A 21,198-nucleotide genomic window follows, 5' to 3' on the forward strand; every position below is an offset into this window, starting at 1 on the left:
GGTATTGACGGACAGGATATTCCCGGCCTGTCCGTCTTGTATTTGCATTGATGATTCCCGAAGTTGCGTTTGCGTGCATGAATCACGGCAGTTCCCGTAGATATCGTGCGCAATTGCTGTACGTCTCATCCAGGAAACCCCGTGCGTACATTCATTCTGCTTTTGCTCATTTCATTGTGTGTGACACCACTCATCGCGCAGCCGAGTGCACGTCTCGGAGCGTATGATGGAATGGGCTTCACGAAGATCACCTATGATTTCTTCGGGAAAGAGCATGACCGTGGATACGAATCCTACGCCGTCATCGGTCTCGCGACCGAGATTCCAGTCGCTGAGTATACACTTCTCTCCATCCGTGCTGCATTGACGAAGATGAATGCCGCAGCCGGCTTTTCCGCGCGTGTTACGGAGGTGGACGGTTCGCGTCGATACACGGGCATGCTCGATGAACAGTGGATTGTGGAGGTGCCGGTGCTGGTCAAATTCGTCCAGGATGCCGGGAGGGATATGCGCACGTACTGGGGCATCGGAGGCTTCCTTGATATCAACAGTAAACCCGCTGACGTGATTGTCGAAGGGGTTGGTGATCCTCCTGCACCACGCGCCGCGTCGTTTTCCAGTTTCAGCGGCGGACTGATGGTCGCGGCAGGACTCGAGCTGAACGTCGAAGGCGTCCTGATATTCACCCCGGAGCTCGCCATTCGTCAGCCTTTTACCCGCCAGCTCGACGCAGGCTTTGTGACGTTCTACAACAACCCACGTTTCCTGTTCAGTGTCGGCATCCTCTTTTCCCTCTCTCCGGAGAGATGGCGCGACCGATAAGCCTCCCTGATTCTCATCCTCCGCCATTGACATCATAGCCTGAATCACGTACTATTCGGAAAATTCCTTTCCCGGTGCATGGAGCTTGTTGTTTGTTTCTGCCGTTGCCCCTGCAATGCGGCAGACTGTGCTGTATACCATGCCAGCAACATCCTGCTTCAACATGAAGGAGACCTGTGTCATGATCGTGCATCCGTCAGATCTTCGCTGGGGACATTGGAGAAAAATTTTTTTCATGACTGCATTCTGGTCGGCAGCCATCGTGTTCATCATCACCTATGAAGCCGTCCTTACCGACTTCGAGGCCACAACAGGGGGGGATTCATACAGCTTTACCACGATTATGCTGATATCGCTGTCCGTTGGGATCCCGGCCTCATTCATCCTTGCCCTCTTCGAAATTGCATTTTTCAGTCGGGTCTTTCGCAAGAAGCCATTTGGAACGGTGCTTGCGGTGAAAACAGCCATCTATATTGGCTGTATCTTCGTGGCCAATTCGCTGGCCTTATTGTTGGTGTACAGTTCAGAGCTCGGGGCGGGAATGCTTGAGCCGATCGTTTGGAAACAGTATCTCAAAGATTCGATACTCAGCGGGATGATGCTGCTGCGGATGATTTACTGGGGCGTTTGCGTTTTTCTCGCGCTCTTTTTTGTTCAGGTCAGCCAGAAATTCGGCGATGGCGTACTGTTGAGCTTTATCCTGGGCAAGTACCATCATCCCAGGGAGGAGCATCGCATTTTCATGTTTCTCGATTTAAAATCATCAACCACCTACGCCGAGAAACTTGGCCATATCCGCTACAGTCAGCTCATACAGGATTGTTTTTTCGATCTTACTGACGTGGCGATGAAATATCACGCCATGATATATCAGTACGTCGGCGATGAGGTCGTACTCACATGGGAGACGGACCTTGGCGTACGCGACGGAAATTGTGTGGAGGCATTTTATGCATACGACGCCGCCCTACGCTCACGCAGCGACTATTACATGAAGCGGTACGGGATGCTGCCTGAATTCAAGGCGGCACTCAATGTCGGCTCGGTGACGGCTGCTGAAGTCGGAGAGGTGAAGAAAGAGCTTGCATATCACGGAGACGTCCTCAACACCGCAGCCCGCATACAGGAAAAGTGCAATGAATTCGGGTGCCGACTGCTCGTCTCAGAAGCGATCTGCGGTTGTGTCGATGCATTGAAGAGTTATACCACGAACCTGGTTGGGGATGTTACGCTGAAAGGGAAGTTGAAGTCCGTAAGAATCTATACCGTGCAGGAAGGCGCAGCCATGCAGTAGCACCTCCTGCCATGCCATCGATTCTTTATCACGATGTTGAAACCATGATACCGAACGAATACATGAGTATTCGGCATCCCGGCATGATCGACGCTGACGAAAAAGAACTCCCTTCTTCACCGGAAAATGATGAATGGGCGGGGGGGGGGGGGGGGAACTGAGAGCTACCGGCTCGTACCCATTGAGAACGGGATTCGCCTCGTTGCTGAAGTTGACGCGGTGGAAACATTCGAGGACTTCATGAACGAGCACTTCCCGAAGGCCCTTCAGGTTGTGAAAACACTGGCGGAGCAGCAGAAGCACGAGTAAAAACCGCGTCAGCCGTTGTTCCTGCTCTGGGCGATCCTGGAGAGTACCTGCTTCGTCCACTGCAAAAGTGTTTCACGTCCCTCCGGATTTCCCGGCAGAATGCTCTCGGAATTTTCCAACGCATAGCGGAGGTGGCGCTCGGCGGAATCGACATGCTGCGGCTGCGTCATCAGTTCTGCTTTCCCCAGGTACAACGAGAGCAGGGGAAAGTCAGGATGACGGGTCAGGACGCGTTGCATGACGTCAATCGCTTCATTGATGTAACTGTTGCCCACAAGTATTTCTGCTACACCCAGGGCGAGAGTTGGACTGCCGTAGATGCGGTGTGCCGCGCTGCGAACAAGTTCGATCGGCAGGCTGTCATTACTGCCGGTCGATACCCGCAGCGACAGCAATTGGAACAGCGGATCATCCTCGACGAAAGGCTGCAGCCATTTCAACTGATCATTGACGAGGGAGGCCGGAAATCCTGGTTGTCCGACACGAGAGCCGCTTTCAAGAATCAGGTCGTAGTAAATTTCGAGAAATTCATCCCGGTGCCCGGCGTACACCGTGTCACGTCCCTGCGCTGTCATGTCTTCAATTCTCGGACGCAACGAACTGATCAGTTCATCCATTCCCTTGCGAATACGATGTGAATCCTGCTGCTTGACAAGGATGTCACTGAAGTCGAGATAATCTCCGGGATATCCGACCATATCGATTTTTCTGCTGATCGCCCAGAGCATCCCTTCTCCATCATCAATGGAGCGGATGTTTACTTTCCTGTCGACACGCCGTTGCCGCGCCAGAGTTGCAGCATGACCTGTCCCACTTCCGCATTATGCAGGTAGCGTCCCCGCACTAAGTCACGCTCATCGGCGAAACGGGAAAACAGCTCACTCCCGGTGCCGCGCGCATAGAAGGGGATGAGCTGATTCGTGTGTCCATCGCTGTTGAAGCGCATGCCGGGCATCCGGTGCTTGCCGTTATTGATGATCGGATTGGTAACCGGAGAGTTATCGGCTTCCTTCGGACCGGTGAGGTAGCCTGTCTCGTGGTCCGCAGTGACAATGAGAAGGTTCTCCTCCCAACCGCCGTTAGCCTCAATCCATGTGATCACAGCTTTGACAGCGTTGTTGAAATCGTGTTCCTCCTCGATCAGGCGGCCGGGTTGATTGTCGTGTGCTGCCCAATCGACTGCACCACCTTCCACCATGAGGAAAAATCCATTCGTGTTGTTGTCGAGCACATTCAACGCGCCGCGTGTCATTACCTCGAGAGTGGGAATCCCCTCATTGAACGGGACGACATACGCATCTTCTTTCCCATCACTCGTGCCACGTTTTTGCTGCAGGGTTTCGTGAACACGCGGGAGGCCGAGCACGCGCAAAGGGGTGTCGCCATGAGTCAGTTTGTGGAAATCCTCTTCCGACTCAATCAGCGTCCAGGCATCAGCCATCCCATCGCCGTCGATATCCTGCACACTGCTGTTTCCGGAATTGGCAGCAACGCCGAATGTCGTACTGCCATCCATAAGATGTTTCCATGCATCCTCACCCCCAACGTAGCGGTAATACGCATCAGTTCTTGCTCTGGCATTGTCGTCGAACAGCGGGTGGCCGGCGCCCATGATGACCGAAAGCCGGCTGTCGAGCAGCATCTCGCGAGCCAGTTCTTCGTAATTCTCACGGTGCCGATTGTGTGCGACGAAGGAAGCCGGTGTAGCATGCGTCCATGGCACGGAAGTAACCACTCCAGCGGACTTACCGAGCAGAATCGCACACTCCGTTATATTCTGCAGGGGCTTGAGATTGACATCGACACCGACACGCTTCTTGGCGGTTTCCTGTCCGGTCGCGAGTGCAGTTGCCGCCGCTGCAGATCCCGTCGCTCCATGCTTGACCCAGGTGAACGTCGCCCACGCGCTGTGTGAATTGTAGCCAGGCTGCCCGCTCCCCTTGTCAGATGCCTCCTCCGCCTTTGCGGGATATGTGCTCAGGAAGAATTTCTGTGGAAACTGTTCGTAAGGCTGTGATTCGAATGCACCGTCATGCCAGGCGTTCGCTGCCTGGATGTGGTTGTAGCCGCAGCCATCGCTGATCATGACAATGATGTTCTTCGGCACCGTCCGTCCCTGCGATACCTGCCCCACGCTCGTCGCAGGCAGGACAGTGCAGAGCATTGCAATCGCGAGTGCTGCCGGGAGGAGACTGCGTAGATTCATCTGATGGCTCGTGCTTCGATACGGGATGTACTGAAAATCATGTGCGTTGTGGAAATTGGCTGATGACTCCTGCAATGAAAAATCCCGCTTTCGGGAGAATGATGATGCCTGCAGTTCCGAAAGCCGGATGGCTTTATCCAGTAAACAAATATAACCATCGTATGTCAGGCAATCATCGCATATGTGTGAGAAAGACGTGAGGTGAGCGGTTGGCTCCGCAGGTGACGACGGACACGGGCTAAGCGATGTCGAATGCACGGTGCGCTCGTGTGCGAGGCATGCTCGTGTGCGAGGCATGCAAGCGCTGCCGGGGCGACTGACGCTTGACTCTGGTCTGACTGATCCGTAGGTTCAGGAGCGAACTCAGCAATTCTTATCGCACTCCGAAACACGCCCTTTTCGCGTGCGGGTCGGCGACTCCGGTCAAGTCCTGTACTTGAACCCGGGAGTATGCATCCCATGTCCAATCCTTTCCGCTTTGTTCACTGGTACAATAGCACAGGAGCAGTTATGACCTCACCGCAACTGCGTATCATCGCACTGATCCTCCTCTTCGCTCCCCATGCAATCGTGCAGGCGCAATGGAGTTCTGATCCATCCACGAACAACCCGATTTGCCGTGCAGGGAACAATCAGCTTGCCCCGCAGCTTATCAGCGATGGCAAGGGAGGGACTATTCTTTGCTGGTCCGATGAACGGGCCGGACAGAACCTCTTCAATGTCACGGTCCAGCGTATCGACAGGGATGGAGTCTCGCGGTGGACGGAAAACGGCGTGGTCATCAGCTCGGTGAGCGTCTCACAGGCGAAACCGGAGATCATCTCCGACGATGCGGGAGGCGCGATCGTTGTATGGGGCGCTACGAGGAGTGAGGGGATGGGGATATTCGCCCAGCGGATCGATTCACTGGGAAATGTGCTCTGGACAGAGGATGGCGTACCCGTATCCTCCATCAGCAAAGAGCATCTCAACCCGAAGCTTGCCAGTGACGGCCAGCATGGCGCCATCATTACGTGGAGTGCCCGTACCGAAGGAAATCAGGACGACCATATATACGCGCAGAGAATCACTGCAACCGGGAGCCTGGCATGGAACCAGGAGATTGTCCTGAGCAACTCCGACCAGTTTGAAAGCACACCGTGCATTGCACGTGACGGGAGTGGAGGTGCGTATGTCTCATGGGTGTTCTACAACAATGCGGAATACGATGTGATCGCACAGCGGATTAGCTCCAGCGGTGCGCAGCTCTGGCAGGCCAATGGCATAGGGATTGCGACGGGTGGCGGAGCACAGGATACGCCCGCGCTCATCGCGGATAGTACCGGCAAGGCGTTTCTCACGTACTACGACTGGAGCTCCGGCTCCGTACCCACGCTGCATATTGTCATCCTGAATCCCGATGGATCTATCGAAGCCTCGCTCCCTGCAGCGTCGACTTCCGGGGGACAGATGAATCCACAGATGGCGCTCATCAGCGCAGGATCGCTCGGGCTTGTGTGGGAGGATGGCCGGGCTGGATCGAAGTTTCGATCCTACGCACAGATCATCGACAATAGCGGACAGAAATCATGGGCTGCTGACGGTGTAGAGGTCTCCGGCCTTGCCGGCGCAGAAGCCACACCGTCTCTCGCTTCTGACGGGAGTGGTGGAATGATCGTCGCCTGGGAGGACAAGACCAATGGTGTTCTTGAGAGCGACATTCTTGTTCAAAGGCTATCGGCTGCCGGTGCACTGCTCTGGTCGAGCAGTGGGGTCACGTTGTGCAATGCGGGACGCATGCAGCAGAATCCACAACTAATCGGTGATGGCGAAAACGGCGCCATCGTGGCGTGGGAGGACTACCGGTCGTCATTCTCCAATCCGGATATCTATGCTTCCAGGATTCTTGCCGACGGCACGATGCCATTGGAACCTCCTGTTCTGACATTTTCGACCAACACAGTCGATTTCGGGGTTGTGGATGTTGGTACACCCTCGACGAAAACCATCACCCTGAGTAACACGGGCGGAACGCCAGTGACGATCACTTCCGTTACCTCTGGTGATCCGCATTTCAGTCTGACATCTGACAGCAGTACGATTTCTCCAAAGAGCAGCGCCGCAGCCCAGGTGCGTTTTCAACCAACGTCCCTCGACTCACTCACCGCGTTTATCGTTCTCGAGAGCAATTCCATCATGGGACCCGACACGGTCTTTGTGACCGGTTCCGGAAAGGCGTCCCCCGCCATTGAACTCGACAGAACCTCGCTGGCTTTCGGGAGTGTGCAGACCGGATCGAGCAAATCCCTTGTACTCAACATCTCGAATCCCGGAAATGATACACTCAGAATCTCGAGCATCACCAGCGACAACTCCGACTTCACGGTTGCGATCTCTGACAGAACCCTGCCGCCCGGTGAGGCTTTCGACGACACGGTGCGTTTTACACCGTCCGGTACAGGTTCCGTGACGGGTGAACTCACGCTGCTGAGTAACGCCCCGACTTCGCCCACCATTGTGCCGTTATCGGGAGAGGGAACCGAGACTGTGGTCGTGACCCTGACTCTGGATCCTGCGGAGATTTCCTTCGGAGAAGTCGAAGTCGGTGCGCACAGGGATACCACGGTCACCATCACGAACACCGGGAACGATACACTGCGCATCTCCTCGTTCACATCGGATGATTCCCATTTCACACTGGAGACGCCCCTCGAATCCATCGCACCGGCCGCGTCAGGAACCTTCACCCTTCGATTCACACCAGAATCCACTGGTCCATTGGGAGCGATGTTCACGGTAACGAGTAATGCTGCGTCTTCACCGGATACCATCCTTGTCGATGGAACGGGAATGGACGTCTCCGCAGTACACGGCACGCAACGTCTTCCGCAGGCGTTCACGCTTTACCAGAATTATCCAAATCCTTTCCACCCTTCCACCACCATACGCTTCGAAATGCGGACCTCAGCTTCAGTGCGTCTGACCGTCTACAACGGGCTTGGACAACAGGTGGCAACCATCATAGATGGGATGCGATCCCCGGGCATTCATACCGTGCAGTGGCGGCCGGCTCATCAACCGCCGGGTGTGTATATACTGATGATGCGCGCCGGGACTCAGCAGAGTTGTGTGAGGATGGTGCTGGCGGAGTAGATCAACTGGCAATTCCTGCGGGTGCATCCAGATCGAATGCGCAATCGTCGTGGGGAGGGAGGGAAGTTACGCTACTTGAGGTACTTCATGAATGGGAGTCGCTTGCGGATTACCGGGGCGTAAACCGCATAGGCGATGAAAACCGCAATCAGCAGAACGGCAAGTAGAATAGATTGATAAAATTCCAGGCTGTGCCCCCACCCGGTCTCCATAACGGGATTATACACAATGAGTGAGTGGAGGAAGTAGATTCCCAACGTCTCTTTTGCCGTTGCACGGATCGCATGTGGCAGGCGGATCATTTTCGTGAGCAGTCCGATAATGCCGGCGATGATAAGCACTTCCCCGAGTCGATAGTATGTAAAGACGCCATAGCTCAGCCAGTCAGAATACTCGGTCCACCAATTACTGTAGATGCTGTGCAGAATGCGCCAGGAGTTGGATTTCAGCAGATATCCGGCAACTGGCAGGAGGAGGAACATCCAGCTGCGTTCATGGAGTCGAAGCTCGAGAACGAGAAATCCCAGTATGGCGCCAGCGAGTGGGAAGCCAAGCCATGTGAGTACAGGGAATGAGGCATGGGCTTTCAGGACAAAGGGGGAAAACAGCTGCAGCGCACCCGGGAGGCTCTCCTCGAGTGTGATGATGGGACCAAGCACAAAGGCTGCCTGCATCAGTATGAACGCGGCGACAGGAAATAGCCAGCGAAAATGACGGGTAATGTAGGCAAGTGCAGTGATAACGAATATCCCGACGCCGATGGTTTGCAGGACGTGTGTCCTGGCTGCCCAGCCCCACAGCCAGTCACTCCCTGTGTATAGATAATCAAACGTTTCAAGGATGAACTGCAGCAGGTAGCCGAGAATAATCAAGCGTCCCCCACGCCAGAGATTTTTCTTGAGACGTACAGTGTCGATCAAAGCCGGCGTGCGATACAGCAGGTATGCGACGATCAGTCCCGACGCGAAAAAAAATGCCGGAGCCGTTGCACCACGCATGTGACGCCACATGAAATAAACAGCGTTGCCCGAATCCCGCCAGCTATCCGCCAGTGTCAGTACGATGACATGTCCCTGTAGCATCATCAGGATCGCGTACGCGCGAATAGCGTCCACGAACTCCAGACGTTCACCCCCGGCGTCGAACTGCCTGTTCCGCCTCCCGTCACGGAGCGTTTTCCAGACAGCAGCGAGACTCAATCCCTGCAGGCGTACCGTGGTTCTGAGATTCAGCATTGATGCGGCGATCTCTCACTCAGTTGTCACACAGCGGCAGATACCGCTTACCAGATACTACCACATCGGACAGGTGAATCCAAGACATTCAATGAATCTGTTGGCGACCGTATGGGATTCCCAGTTTCTTCATGCGGTTGCGCAGTGTGCTTGGATTGATGCCGAGCAATTCCGCCGCGCCGCCTGGACCATGAATCTTGCCTTTCGTCCGCTGCAGGATGTGCTGGATATGGCCTGATACTACAGTGTCGAGATCTGTGACCGTTCCGGGTTGTGCAATGGGGGCAGGTATTGTCTGCGTCAGCGCTTCAGCGGGAAGCTGGTCAAACGTGATGGGACCCGCGGGATAAAGGATTAGAGCGCGCTCGACCAGGTTCTGCAGCTCCCGGATATTGCCCGGCCAGTGATACGCGTTAAGCTTTTCCATGGCACCGGGTGCGAGTGGTGGTACTGCCGATAGCTTCAGCTCACGTGATTTCTGCTTCAGGAAATGATGGACGAGTTCGGGAATGTCGCTGCGCCTGTCCCGCAGCGGGGGGATCTCGATGGGGAAAACATTCAGACGGTACCACAGGTCTTCTCGAAATTCCCTGGCGCGGACCATCTCCTGCAGATCCCTGTTCGTTGCTGCAATGATACGGATATCCAGTTTGATTGTACTGCTTCCTCCGACACGTTCGATTTCCCGGTGCTGCAGTACCCGCAGCAGCCTTGATTGCGCCGCCAGCGGCAGTTCGCCGATCTCGTCAAGGAATATCGTCCCGTGGTTGGCTCGCTCAAACCGACCGCGTTTCTGCGAAAGTGCCCCCGTAAACGCACCCTTTTCATGACCGAAAAGCTCACTGTCAATCAGCGTATCGGGGATGGCGCCGCAGTTGACGCCAATGAACGGACCTTCGTTGCGGGAAGAGGAATAGTGGATGGCATTCGCGATCACATCCTTCCCGACACCAGTCTCTCCGCTGAGTAGAACCGGGCTGTTGAGTGTGGAAACCTGCCGGACCTTCATCATCACATCGCGCAGACCGAAATTTGCACCGATTATCTCTTCACCGGAAATGCGTCGCAGCTCGCCATGCAGATAGCGGTTGTCGTCTGCGAGCAATTCCTTGAGTTTCAGAATCTCCCGATGTTTTAGCGTGTTCGACATCGCAATGAAAAACGGATCCTTCAGAAGCGCGTAAAGCCGGGCGTGCTCATCCGTATATCTGTCATCTCCTTCGGCGAGAAGAGCGAGTGCACCGAGGACCTTGCCCTGTGAAATGAGTGGAAGACTCATCGCCGAGCTTATCGGCAGGTCCAGCGCCGAGAGCATGCTGCGAGTAACTGGTTCATCGGCAGGCCTATTCACCACGAACACGGAAGGGAGTTCTCCGGCTCGCCAGGCCTCGGCCAGCGTACCAAGCGCCGCATTCGCCGCCTGCGTCACAGGTACAAGCACATCCATCAGCTCTCCACCTTCTTCAGTTGCACAGGCCACAACCCGCATGCTGCTCAATTCCGGTTCATATCTCTCGAGATAAATCCTCTCCGCTGGCATATGCTGTGCGAGATAGTGCATACATGAATGCAATCCTTCCTCAATCTCCAGGTGACTGCATATCCGCATCGTGATCTCTCGGAAAAAAACGTTCTCATCCATGGTACATGTCCATGTTGCAATTATTGATTTGTCGCATAAGGCAACAATAGCAATAAATACCATATATGGCAATCCTTTCGTCAAATATGGCAGTTTGCTGATCCATGTCCAGCCTAAGTTGTTTGTTCGCAAGGCTGAACCTTTCTGGCACGGGATTGGAAGCTATCTCTATCAGAGAGACAATTTGAAAGGATCGGTTATGAGTTTCCTCGAAATCATTGAAATCAGGTCACACAATGCTGGACACGAGCGGCTGCGACAGACCTTGATCCAGTTTGCACAGGAGATCAATGCGATGATGGGGGATGTCTCCGTGCGCGTGTTTGCACGGAAGCAGGTGCCATCTGATTTCTCGGTGCATATCGAACATCCGCATGGAAGCAATGTGAATGGGAGTTCACATGTAGGATCGCAGCTGCTGTCTGAACTCCGCGGCAAAGGTCTGATCAACCGGACGTTATGGATACAGGAAATCTGAACGAAGCGAAGCTGCATTCGTGGAGCGTCCCCTTATGTGCGCGACGTCCCTGCATCGTGCAGGGTATCAAACTGAAATCAACGAACAAGGAAGGAATACAGTCATGAAACAGGTTTTGGTTGCCGGAGCGACAGGCTACCTTGGCCGCCACCTCGTCAGGGAACTGCATGCCCGGGGGTACAGGGTACGAGCCCTGGCGAGAAATGCGGACAGGCTGCGCAATCTTGAGACTTCCATCGATGAAGTTTTTGTTGGTGAAGTCACCGATCCCGGGACGTTACGCGGTGTCTGCAATAATGCCGATGCCGTCATTTCTGCCGTTGGTATCACGAAGCAGAAGGATGGCCTCAGCTACATGGATGTCGATTACCAGGGGAACAGGAATCTCCTTTCCGAGGCGGAGGATGCAGGAGTAGGGCGGTTCGTCTACGTATCGGTGTTCACGGCCGGTGAGGCTATGCAGGATCTGGCGATCGTGAAAGCGAAGACGCGCTTTACGAGCTGTCTGAAGAAATCCCGACTCGCACATACAATCATATATCCGAATGGATTCTTTTCCGACATGATGGAGTACCTGCACATGGCGGAGAAAGGGAGGGCGTATGTGCTCGGGGATGGAAATGCGAGGGCGAATCCCATCCATGGAGCGGACCTTGCCGCTGTGACCGTGGATGCGATGGAAAACGAAACGGAAGAAATATCGGTCGGTGGACCGGAGGTTTTCACGCATCGTGAAATTGCTGCATTGGCGTTCGAGGCGGTTGAGAAACCACCAAAGATCGTGAGGGTACCGACGTGGATTGCAGCGGCGTTGTTGTGGCTGCTGCGGTTGTGCACCCCCGCACGGATTTATGGACCGCTGGAATTCTTTGTGACGGTCTTATCCCAGGATATGATCGCTCCTGTAAAGGGTATCCGAAAACTATCCGCATTCTTTCTGGAAAGTGCATTACTGCAGAGGAGGTCGTGATGGCGAACCGCATAGATATACACCACCATCTCATACCCGAGGAATATGTCTCACTGCTGGCAACTCTTGGAATCAAAGGGACGCCGGCAGTGGACTTTCCCGCCTGGTCACCGGAGAAAGCGCTCAGGGTGATGAAGCAAAACAAGATCGACATAGCCTTACTTTCGCTATCCACCCCGGGAAGCTATTTCAAGGATGATGCTTTCTCCTGCAAGCTCACCAGGATGACCAACGAGTACAGTGCCGAGCTCATTGAACGGCATCCCGAACGCTTCGGTGCTTTCGCGGCATTGCCCCTGCCGGATGTTGAGGGTGCGCTAGCAGAAATAAATTACGCCTTTGACACTCTCGGACTCGATGGTGTCGGACTCCTTACAAACTACGAAGGTCGCTATCTGGGGGACCCTCTTTTCGAGAAGGTCTTCGACGAGTTGAATCGCCGGAAGGCCGTGGTCTTTGTGCATCCCACCGATTACCTGGTCATGGAGGAGCGCTACGCCATGCTGACCCCGATTCTCGAACGGTTGCTGGAGACCACACGGGCGGTCACCAATCTGCTGATGTCGGGTACACTGTCGCGGTATCCGGACATCCGCTTCATCCTTGCCCACGGTGGCGGATCGGTGCCTTACCTGGCCGAGCGTATCGCCGTTGGAATGGACGATGCCGCGCACGCAGCACTCGACCGTGGAATGCGTGCACCTGTTGATATCGATGAAGGTCTCGAACTACTGAGACGTCTGTATTTCGACACGGCACAGCCCGGGGACGCACATCTCTGGACGGTGAAGGAGTTCGCAGGTGTTGAGCATATCCTCTTCGGTACCGACTCCGGCTGGGTGACTCCGATTGACTCGCGCCTCACAACCAAAGCAATTGCAACGTTCAGCGGATTCAGCAAATCCCAGCAGAAACTTGTCGACCGCGAAAACGCTCTCACTTTGTTTCCCCGCTTTGCGTAATTGGAGATTTATCATGTCAGGAACTATCTCAAATATTGATATCCATCATCACATGCTGCCCCCGTTCTATATCGAAGCCTTGAAGCGAAATGGCATTGATGTACGCACGCTGCCTGATTGGTCCCCCGAAGCCTCCGTCAGCATGATGGATGCGCTGGGTATTGAGAAGGCAATGCTGTCCGTGCCGTCTCCCGTGGGATGTGACCGGGAGGTTACGCGTTCCATCAATGCATATGCCTCACAGATCAGACGTTCGCATCCGGCGAGATTCGGAGTATTTGCATCCATTCCTTTCCCGGATGTTGATGCTTCAATCCGCGAAATTGGCTTCGCCCTGGATTCACTTTCACTCGATGGCGTTATCTGCTTTTCCAATGTTGATGGCGCATACCTCGGGGATCCGGAATATGACGCTATCCTTGATGAACTCAATCATCGACATGCCATGGTTTTTGTCCACTCGAATGATCGTCCGGGAATAGAAGACCATACAGCGTCAGATCCTTTTGTGGAATATCCCATGGACGTATCCCGCGCATACGCTCGACTGGTTTACAGCCACGCCTTTGAGCGATTTCGCAACATCCGCTGGGTGTTCGCGGGTGCGGGGGGTGTCGTTCCTTTCCTGGCTGAAAGGATAGGGAAGCTTCACTACGTGAACGGAAAGAACCTTCGATGGGGACGCGTCATCGCCGACCTGGTGATGAAGCGAAACAGCGGACGGGATCTGGCCAAGACTGTTTCCTACGACACTGCCGATATCGGAATTCATTACACTCTGTACGGACTCGAACACCTGGTTGATCGCGACAGGATTCGCTTTGGCTCGAATTTCCCTTTCTCAGACAAAACAATATCTGGACAGATGCTTCATGTGCTCAACAGCAGAAGTCCGGTATAAGAATGCTTTTCCCAATCAGATCACTCGGGGTGCTGATATTCAGCTGTGGTTTGATTATATATGGAAACGTCTTGAGAAAGGTATGACAGTACAGGCAACATGGAGAATTGAGCGATGAGCACACAACGCAACTTTCAGGTCCGACTTGCCAGCCGTCCTGACGGGATTCCAGCTCGAGAGCATTGGGAACTGGGTTGGAGCGATATCGACAGTCCATCTGATGGCGAAGTCCTCATCGAAACAGCCTTCATTTCAATCGACCCATCAATGCGTGGGTGGTTGAGAGACACGGAATCATACCTTCCTCCAGTAGCGATCGGTGACGTGATGAGAGCGGGAGGAGTCGGTACTGTAATCGTCTCAAAGCACCCGGACTTCAAGGAAGGGGACCAGGTCGTCGGACATCCAGGCGTTCAGTCTTATGCTGTTGTGCCCGGGAGTACGCTGCGAAAAGCCAGTCAAGACGTTGCGCCACTGCACGCATTTCTGGGGCCACTGGGCATACCAGGACTGACGGCGTATTTCGGTATTACCGAAGTGGGTGCTGTTGGTGAAGGAGATACGGTTCTCGTTTCCGCTGCTGCTGGAGCCGTGGGATCCATCGCTGGTCAGATTGCCCGAATGCGGGGTGCGGGACGCGTCATTGGCATAGCAGGAAGTGATGAAAAGTGCCGGCACATCGTCAAGGACCTTGGGTTTGACGCTGCGATCAACTACAGAACTCAAGCAGTGGGGAACAGGATCAGCGACCATGCTCCCGAAGGGATTGATGTTTATTTCGACAACGTCGGTGGGGATATTCTCGACGAAGCGCTCGCGCGCCTCCGTATTGGAGGAAGGGTCGTTCTCTGCGGTGCCATCTCCCAGTACAACGACCTGGAAAACGTGCGGGGACCGAGAAACTACCTGTCGCTCCTTGTCAAACGAGCACGAATGCAGGGATTTATCGTTACCGATTTTGCAAAACAATTCCAGAGTGCAATCGAAGAAATCTCGGGATTGCTTGCAGCAGGTTCGCTCAGGTACCGGCATACCATCGTGCAGGGCCTCGAGACCTTTCCGGAGACTTTTCAAAGACTCTTTACCGGAGAAAAACTCGGCAAGCTTCTCATACAGGTTGATTGACCTCATCACCAGGAACAGCGCGTGTTAAATCAATGAGTATCATTCTGGATGCACTGCTGGGCGGCGTTGCCGCAACTGTGACAATGGACCTGCTAACGGGCATCGCGAGGCGGTTCCGATTCGCCGAAGGTGCAAAGGGTGCATGGGTCGGCCGATGGTATCTGGGCATGCTTCATGGACGATGGGTGCATGCGGATATCAGTACATCTCCTGAATGCAGGGGGGAAAAGACCGCTTCACTGGCGGGGCATTATATGATTGGCACCGTACTTGCCGCCGTCTATGTGCACGGTGCCGGATGGCTGGGCCTGTCGCCGGAAAGCCTTCCGAATGCTGTCGGCTTCGGCATCGCCACAGTTATCTTCCCACTCTTCCTCGTGTATCCAGGATTGGGATTCGGCTGTTGTGGCCGCAGGGTATCGCAGTTGAAACCATTGCAGACCAGCTACCTGAGCCACATCTTCTACGGCATCGGGCTCTGGTGGAGTATGTTGGTGTTCATGAAATGAGGTGTACATAGATGAGCGACACCAGGTGCGCACTACCCATGCGCAGCATTGTCTTTCTTGCCGTGCGGACCGTGACACTGGTCTGCATCAGGGATTGGGTTCACGGGAGAGGTCGAACGCACCACAACGTAATCAGACTTCAAATACTCCGAGCACGCCAAGAATCGCCACGACAATCCCGAGTGCTGCAAGTACAGACAGGTACTTGAGGTTATTCCATTTTCCCGGTGCGTTGCGGAACTCCATGAAGAAAGAGAAGAAGCTGAAAAAGAAAAGAAACCATGCATTGTGCATGGAGAAACCCAGTAAACCGATGCATCCGAGAAATCCGAGAAATCCGTTGTGATAGCCGGGATTTTGAGTCTGTGCCATTTTACACTCCGCTTAAGTTTTTTGGGATCGCTGCAGTCACACCTCAGTCGCGCAACGCCACGAGCCGGACGATCATCCGTGTCCCCGGTCCCGCGATCTCTCGCGCGGTGAGGCAGATGAAGTACGTTCCTGCCACAAGCCGGCGGCCTGCATCGTCAGTACCATCCCAGGTAAAGGATTTCGTTCCCGACACCTCCTCGTCCCAGGTGATGCTGCGTACCCTGCGGCCCTGCATGTCGAACACGGCAACGCGCACACGAGCGGGCTTGGGCGCGCTGACGGAGATGGTGGCACTGCCGGAAAAGGGATTCGGGTACACCGACATCGTGAGGGAATCCAGCGTCGGTGATGCGGGAAGGGGAGGCGCGTCCTTCGTACCTGGATCGTCTGGATCATCCTTGTACTTGATCGTGTCGGCATCGAGCACAAGGAAAGCCGTATAGTCGCAGAGGAGGCGATATTTCATCGCAAGGTTGACGATGGCGGCGGTATCCTCCGGTGCAGTACGGAAGAGCGTATTCAGGTTCTCGTTGGCAAGCATTGCGGGGATGATGCGGTCCATCAGCGTCGTGTCAAGGGGTACATCCACCGATACCTTGACAGTCTGCATGTTGGCGCTCCCCTGGAATCGCGCATGCACGTCGAAGGTCAGGGTGCTTGCTGACGTAGTGGAGCCGATGAAGAAGCGTGGTTTGTTCCCGTCACCCGGTACGGGGTTCACCTCCATACCCTGATGCAGCTGTCCCGCGCCATCATCAACAGTCACGGCAACCGACAGCGAATCCATGACCGGGTAAGCGTAGCGATTCCTCGACGAGATGATGGAAATCCACGGATCCGTATCCAGCTTGTAATGCTCGCCGCCAAACACATCCGCCACCGTTTTCAGTAGATACCCGCTTCCGAGGTACTCGACCATGTTGTCGAAGAGGGAGGCGGGTCTGTACAGGTTGCCATCGAGCAGGTTGACCGTGTGGATCACCGGTACCGCACCCAGGTAGCGAGCAGCATAAAGCGCCGTCCATGCCTGCGCGTCCTGCTTTTCAAACAAGGTGTCCGTATTACTCAGTACAATCGCCTCATCGAACGTATCCCTGTTATACGTCACCCTGACGCTGTCGAGGAGTGCGGTGAGAAGCTGTTCACCCGAGAACGAATTCAGTCCGAGCAACGGAACGTTGATGGCGGTCTTTTGCGCAGCGTCATCCCTGAATTCCCAGAGGGCGCTTATTATCAGCAGGCCATTGGCGATTTTCTTGGAGATGACATACGGCCGCCCCTGAGCGTCTGCTACCTCGATGACAACAGAGGTATCCGGCGTATAGGTCAGGTAATTGAAATTGTAGTGCAGGAAAGTCTGTGGGAAGAATTTCCCTATGTTGCCCTGCCTGTTGCTGTGTAACAGCAGATTCTCTTCGGGGATCCTTTCTATCGACAATCCCGGGATGTAGTGCTTCCCGAGTCGCTCAGGTTTGACCCGATTGTAATCAAAGTAAGTGAGAAATCTTCCACCCTGGACGAAGAAGCTATCGAGTCGCACAATGATTTCCTCGAGATGCTCTGCTGTGTTCCCAGCGGCCTCACTGCCCTGCTCATAGGCCGCGATGACATCCGCGGAGCGGAAGTTCTGGAGGGCGGTGTGCAGATTTTCGTATTCGCTGTGCGTTGCGTAATTGTCCAGACCGGGAAACTGCCAGCATGTGACGGCGTGTTCGTCGCAATACAGGATGTGGGGAATAACCTCCGCTCTGATCTCCTGGCCCCAGTCGCTGTTTGCGAAGGATCCTATGAGGACGTCGATGCTGTCTTCATGTCCCGGCATCCACCCGGACCCAACAGGCTGCACCCTGTGTGCGCCGGCGACCAGGAGCTGGATGCTGTCCTGGGGTTTCGCAGCGTAATGCAGAAGCTGCTTCACCGAAGGGAGCAGTGTCGTAAAGTTTTTGCAATGTCCACCACTCAGATCGAGACCGACGAGAAGGCGTTTCGCTGTGGAATCGACAGTCAGGTTAAAGAGCGCTCCGGGATCGAAGCCGAACTGGAAGTATGTCCCGTCGTAGGGTGGACTGACCGCACCGAAGTTGTATCCTCCCGGAAATTCCATGCTGAAACCGAGAGTGAGTCCGGTCAATTCCGATATATCGACGAGTTTCATTGTTTTATAGGAGTAGCCCGCGGAATCGGTCCAGGCCCCGAACGACTGCATCGGGAGTTCGGTGATGGTCGGTTCCCCCCACACCTTGTCTGCCACCTTGAACATGATATTCAGCGGTTTCAGGTCGGCGTTGTTATCCATGAGCATCTTCAGTGGCAATTCCGCCGCTGCGGATTTCCCCATCCACAGCGTTGGCGTGATAAACATGAGCTTGAGCTGCCGCGTCGAGCCCGAAGTGAGTGGATAGACATGCAGCTCGAAGATATTCCCCTCTTTCGCGAGGAAGGCCGGGTCGCGATGACTCTGTACAATGCTGTCATACACGGCGCGAGCGGACCATGTACTCATGATCCTGCCGCGCACGCAAATGTTGCTGATCCACAACCAGAGATCATTGACTACGGCTTTTTGCGGCAGGCGGAAGCGGTGGTCGATTTCCACCTCCGGCGAATTGCCGAACTGCCCATGATCGCCATACGTCAGAATGAGCGTCTGCTGTACGTAGGCGCCATGCGGTTCGACGATGAGCGTCGCGTCGTCGATGTACCCCGGTTTTGTTCCGTACGCGCTGGTTCTCGTACTGAGCTGCGCCTGCAGCGTTGTCGCGAGGAGCAGTAGTAACGCAATCCCCAGAAACGGCCGTAGTGCCTTCATCTCCACCTCCAGATATTATGTATGAGCGATTCCTTCCGTCGATTCTCCGGCCCACCCGTCGGGGAAACCGACCCAGACCCGCGTGAGCAGCTGCTGCGCGGGAATTCAGTTTTGCAGACAAGAATATCCAAAACATACCGACTGGCATGGTCAATCGCAAGGGATGCCCGGAGGCGGGCATCTTCTTCAGGACTGCTGCACCGGATAAGGCGTTCACATCGTTTCTCTGCGGGAGTCACTTGCATGTGACCATCCCAGGATTGAAGTTTCTGTATGCAGGTTCAAAAGGCATTTCAACTACATAGCATAGCAGGATTGAGAGCTCACCTGACCGTGGCCGTGCTCTTTGTCATGTTGTCGGCGTTGAGCGTCGGGCAGGCGAGAGCACAATCTCCATTTCAGGCCACGGTGTATCCGGGACGTCCACTGAATCACCCCGCAGATGCGTTCACGCCAGGACTGTTTTACTTCCAGTTCTGGGATGCATCGGCGAACGGCATATTTCGCTACATCTCCACACCGAAGATGTACAACTGTCTGCGCGAAACGAAATTCTACGCCGACTGCTGGAGGTGGAGTACAAGTCGCGACGACTTACTGAAGAAGATGCAGGATACGGGGCTCCGTGGCTGGCTGCAGTCCCTCTACGAATGGACCGACCGGGTGGTTGTGAAAATCAACGGCATGCCGTACTGGCTGAGTTCGAGCAGCAGCACTGAAGTGCTTAATGATAAGAGCTGGCGAGAATTCATGGTACATCCACCGCGGGACTGGGGAGAATGGGAGGATGCGATCGAGTCCTCCGTCGCACTTGTCGCATCCTGGGGAATTCATCCGTATTACGAGATCTGGAACGAGCCAGACGGAGAATACTGGAAGGGCAGTGACGCGGAGTTTCTCGAACTGTACCGGCGAACAGCACTGGCTATCAAACGCACAGACCCGAAGGCGATCATCGGAGGTCCGGGTATGCATACCTGGTGGCGATCCGTAGACCCAGCCCTGGCCGCCGAGCAGCAGCCATATATGAACGCGCTCTATGGCCTGAAGTCCGACGCGCTCCCCGAGCGATACGCACTGCTGTATGCACTTCTGGACAGTGTGCAGAATGGGTGGAATGGACAGGATGTACCGCTGGATTTTATTTCCTACCACCACTTCAATCACAACCGCTACGAGATCATTCGAACCGCGGAACAGGTGCGTGGCAAAATGCTGTCGCTCGGATTCTGCCCGCGCGGCACTCCCTGTCCATCGGGTCGTCCCTTCCCCGAACTCTACATCTCTGAATGGCAGACCACCTACGGCGCCCAGGAGCAGGTGTTTCAGCCTTCGCTGTTCCTGGTTTTACTCGATGCAATGGGACAGGCGGGAATAGAGATGAACAGTATCGCCGCGCTTGCGGATTTTGATTCCGACCCGGATGATGAGTTCACGCACGGCTGGGGAATGATCAGCGGAAATCATCTCGTCAAACCGGTGTACAAGGTGCTGCAGCTTCTGGACGCCGTGACAGGGCATGGAAACCTGGTCGAGGTCACATCGGAGGATCTTACAGGGTGGGCGAGTATGCGGTCCGATACGCTGCGCGTACTGCTGGCGGAATACAGCATGCCGCCCATATGGTACTCTCAGTACCCGAAGGTGGGCTGGGACGCTTTCGAGGCGCTGCTGTACCACCCGGAGTCCACGCTCACGAAGGCGGATTTCCAGGCAGCCGGACATACATCACTCTACTGGGGGCACAACGACTGGGGCAGTATTGATCGCATCATTCGTGGGGAACTCGCACCGTTTCCATCTTCAAATCCAGAGATGATGAGCGCGCTTGTTCGTGCCCGGCATCAGTGGGTGAAAGACTCCATCGCGCTCAGTGAGAAGCACACTCTGCAGTTGCACATCGCGGGAATGCAGGATACGTTGCACGGATTGCTTTATCGCATTGATTCGAGCAGAAACAACATCATCGCGCTGTATGACTCGCTGCGTGCGGCGGGTTATTCACATCTACAGGCTATCGATTCGTTGCAGTCCTGCTCGTTCCCGGGAGGCTGCTACGGCGTGGGCTGGGAAGTGGAGGAGGTCACAGCTGTTGCAGGGGATCTTGACATCGAGATAGATGCCAACAGTGTGTGCTATTTTCAGTTCGGAGGGATCTCTTCCACCACATCCGTGGAGAGATTTGATCGAGAGGTGGAGCAGTTCACGGTGTATCCGCAGCCAGCTCGTCAGATGTTGTCTTACGAACTGCCGCCGACCTGGAAACACGCACAGATCACCCTGCACAATCTCTATGGTCAGGTTCTGAGGCATGGAACAGGAGGTCGGGGAAGCATGAGCATTGAATCCCTGCACAGCGGCGTATATCTGCTGCGCGCAATCCGTAAGAATGGAAAAACTTACAGCAGGCCGGTGGTTGTACTGCACTGAGA

General features: G+C 54.8%; 16 protein-coding genes. 10 read left to right on the top strand and 6 right to left on the bottom strand.

The genetic code is table 11. From position 1 onward, the window contains the following. The first annotated feature begins 141 nt into the window (after positions 1-141). Together KQI65_07555 and KQI65_07560 are read left to right on the top strand one after the other, a co-directional pair. Positions 142-822: a hypothetical protein gene (locus KQI65_07555; GenBank protein MCB2204588.1), complete on the top strand. Its 681-nt coding sequence runs from the start codon at positions 142-144 to the stop codon at positions 820-822. Positions 823-1,057: 235 nt separating this feature from the next. After that, a complete protein-coding gene (locus KQI65_07560) occupies positions 1,058-2,116 on the top strand; it encodes an adenylate/guanylate cyclase domain-containing protein (protein MCB2204589.1) in 1,059 nt (352 codons plus the stop codon). Between the two features lie 317 nt (positions 2,117-2,433). On the opposite strand, the gene KQI65_07565 is transcribed toward KQI65_07560, so the two are convergent. Continuing rightward, a complete protein-coding gene (locus KQI65_07565; GenBank protein ID MCB2204590.1) occupies positions 2,434-3,153 on the bottom strand; it encodes a hypothetical protein in 720 nt (239 codons plus the stop codon). A 29-nt stretch (positions 3,154-3,182) separates the two neighbouring features. Continuing rightward, complete coding sequence (locus KQI65_07570) at positions 3,183-4,631, bottom strand: alkaline phosphatase (GenBank protein ID MCB2204591.1); 1,449 nt, start codon at positions 4,629-4,631, stop codon at positions 3,183-3,185. Positions 4,632-5,141: 510 nt separating this feature from the next. Between KQI65_07570 and KQI65_07575 the strand changes: the two genes are divergently transcribed. Then, positions 5,142-7,763, top strand: coding sequence for a choice-of-anchor D domain-containing protein (locus KQI65_07575; GenBank protein MCB2204592.1), 2,622 nt, complete (start codon positions 5,142-5,144; stop codon positions 7,761-7,763). 71 nt (positions 7,764-7,834) lie between these two features. Here the strand turns inward: KQI65_07575 and KQI65_07580 are convergent, their stop codons facing one another. Together KQI65_07580 and KQI65_07585 are read right to left on the bottom strand one after the other, a co-directional pair. Further along, the gene (locus KQI65_07580; GenBank protein ID MCB2204593.1) at positions 7,835-8,998 is read right to left on the bottom strand and encodes a DUF1624 domain-containing protein; all 1,164 of its coding nucleotides are present in this window, start codon (positions 8,996-8,998) and stop codon (positions 7,835-7,837) included. A gap of 88 nt (positions 8,999-9,086) precedes the next feature. Further along, positions 9,087-10,640 (bottom strand): sigma 54-interacting transcriptional regulator, encoded by a 1,554-nt coding sequence (locus KQI65_07585; GenBank protein ID MCB2204594.1) that lies wholly within the window; start codon positions 10,638-10,640, stop codon positions 9,087-9,089. Here KQI65_07585 and KQI65_07590 point away from each other — a divergent pair. The 6 genes from KQI65_07590 to KQI65_07615 all read left to right on the top strand — a co-directional run bounded on the left by KQI65_07590 (position 10,639) and on the right by KQI65_07615 (position 15,585). Continuing rightward, the gene (locus tag KQI65_07590; GenBank protein ID MCB2204595.1) at positions 10,639-11,118 is read left to right on the top strand and encodes a hypothetical protein; all 480 of its coding nucleotides are present in this window, start codon (positions 10,639-10,641) and stop codon (positions 11,116-11,118) included. The genes KQI65_07585 and KQI65_07590 overlap by 2 nt on opposite strands. Before the next feature lie 103 nt (positions 11,119-11,221). Continuing rightward, complete coding sequence (locus KQI65_07595) at positions 11,222-12,088, top strand: SDR family oxidoreductase (protein ID MCB2204596.1); 867 nt, start codon at positions 11,222-11,224, stop codon at positions 12,086-12,088. Next, positions 12,088-13,050, top strand: coding sequence for an amidohydrolase (locus KQI65_07600; protein ID MCB2204597.1), 963 nt, complete (start codon positions 12,088-12,090; stop codon positions 13,048-13,050). Before KQI65_07595 ends, KQI65_07600 begins: the two co-directional genes overlap by 1 nt. Before the next feature lie 13 nt (positions 13,051-13,063). Beyond that, a complete protein-coding gene (locus tag KQI65_07605; GenBank protein MCB2204598.1) occupies positions 13,064-13,951 on the top strand; it encodes an amidohydrolase in 888 nt (295 codons plus the stop codon). 114 nt (positions 13,952-14,065) lie between these two features. Continuing rightward, the gene (locus KQI65_07610; GenBank protein ID MCB2204599.1) at positions 14,066-15,076 is read left to right on the top strand and encodes an NADP-dependent oxidoreductase; all 1,011 of its coding nucleotides are present in this window, start codon (positions 14,066-14,068) and stop codon (positions 15,074-15,076) included. 32 nt (positions 15,077-15,108) lie between these two features. Beyond that, a complete protein-coding gene (locus tag KQI65_07615; GenBank protein ID MCB2204600.1) occupies positions 15,109-15,585 on the top strand; it encodes a DUF2938 domain-containing protein in 477 nt (158 codons plus the stop codon). 132 nt (positions 15,586-15,717) lie between these two features. Here KQI65_07615 and KQI65_07620 read toward each other — a convergent pair whose 3' ends face one another. Next, positions 15,718-15,957, bottom strand: coding sequence for a hypothetical protein (locus KQI65_07620; GenBank protein MCB2204601.1), 240 nt, complete (start codon positions 15,955-15,957; stop codon positions 15,718-15,720). A gap of 43 nt (positions 15,958-16,000) precedes the next feature. Next, positions 16,001-18,766 (bottom strand): T9SS type A sorting domain-containing protein, encoded by a 2,766-nt coding sequence (locus KQI65_07625; GenBank protein ID MCB2204602.1) that lies wholly within the window; start codon positions 18,764-18,766, stop codon positions 16,001-16,003. 315 nt (positions 18,767-19,081) lie between these two features. Here KQI65_07625 and KQI65_07630 point away from each other — a divergent pair, with 315 nt between their 5' ends. Further along, the gene (locus KQI65_07630; GenBank protein ID MCB2204603.1) at positions 19,082-21,196 is read left to right on the top strand and encodes a T9SS type A sorting domain-containing protein; all 2,115 of its coding nucleotides are present in this window, start codon (positions 19,082-19,084) and stop codon (positions 21,194-21,196) included. Positions 21,197-21,198: the final 2 nt, after the last annotated feature.

Source organism: bacterium (assembly GCA_020444325.1).
Classification (GTDB): domain Bacteria; phylum Bacteroidota; class Ignavibacteria; order SZUA-365; family SZUA-365; genus BM516.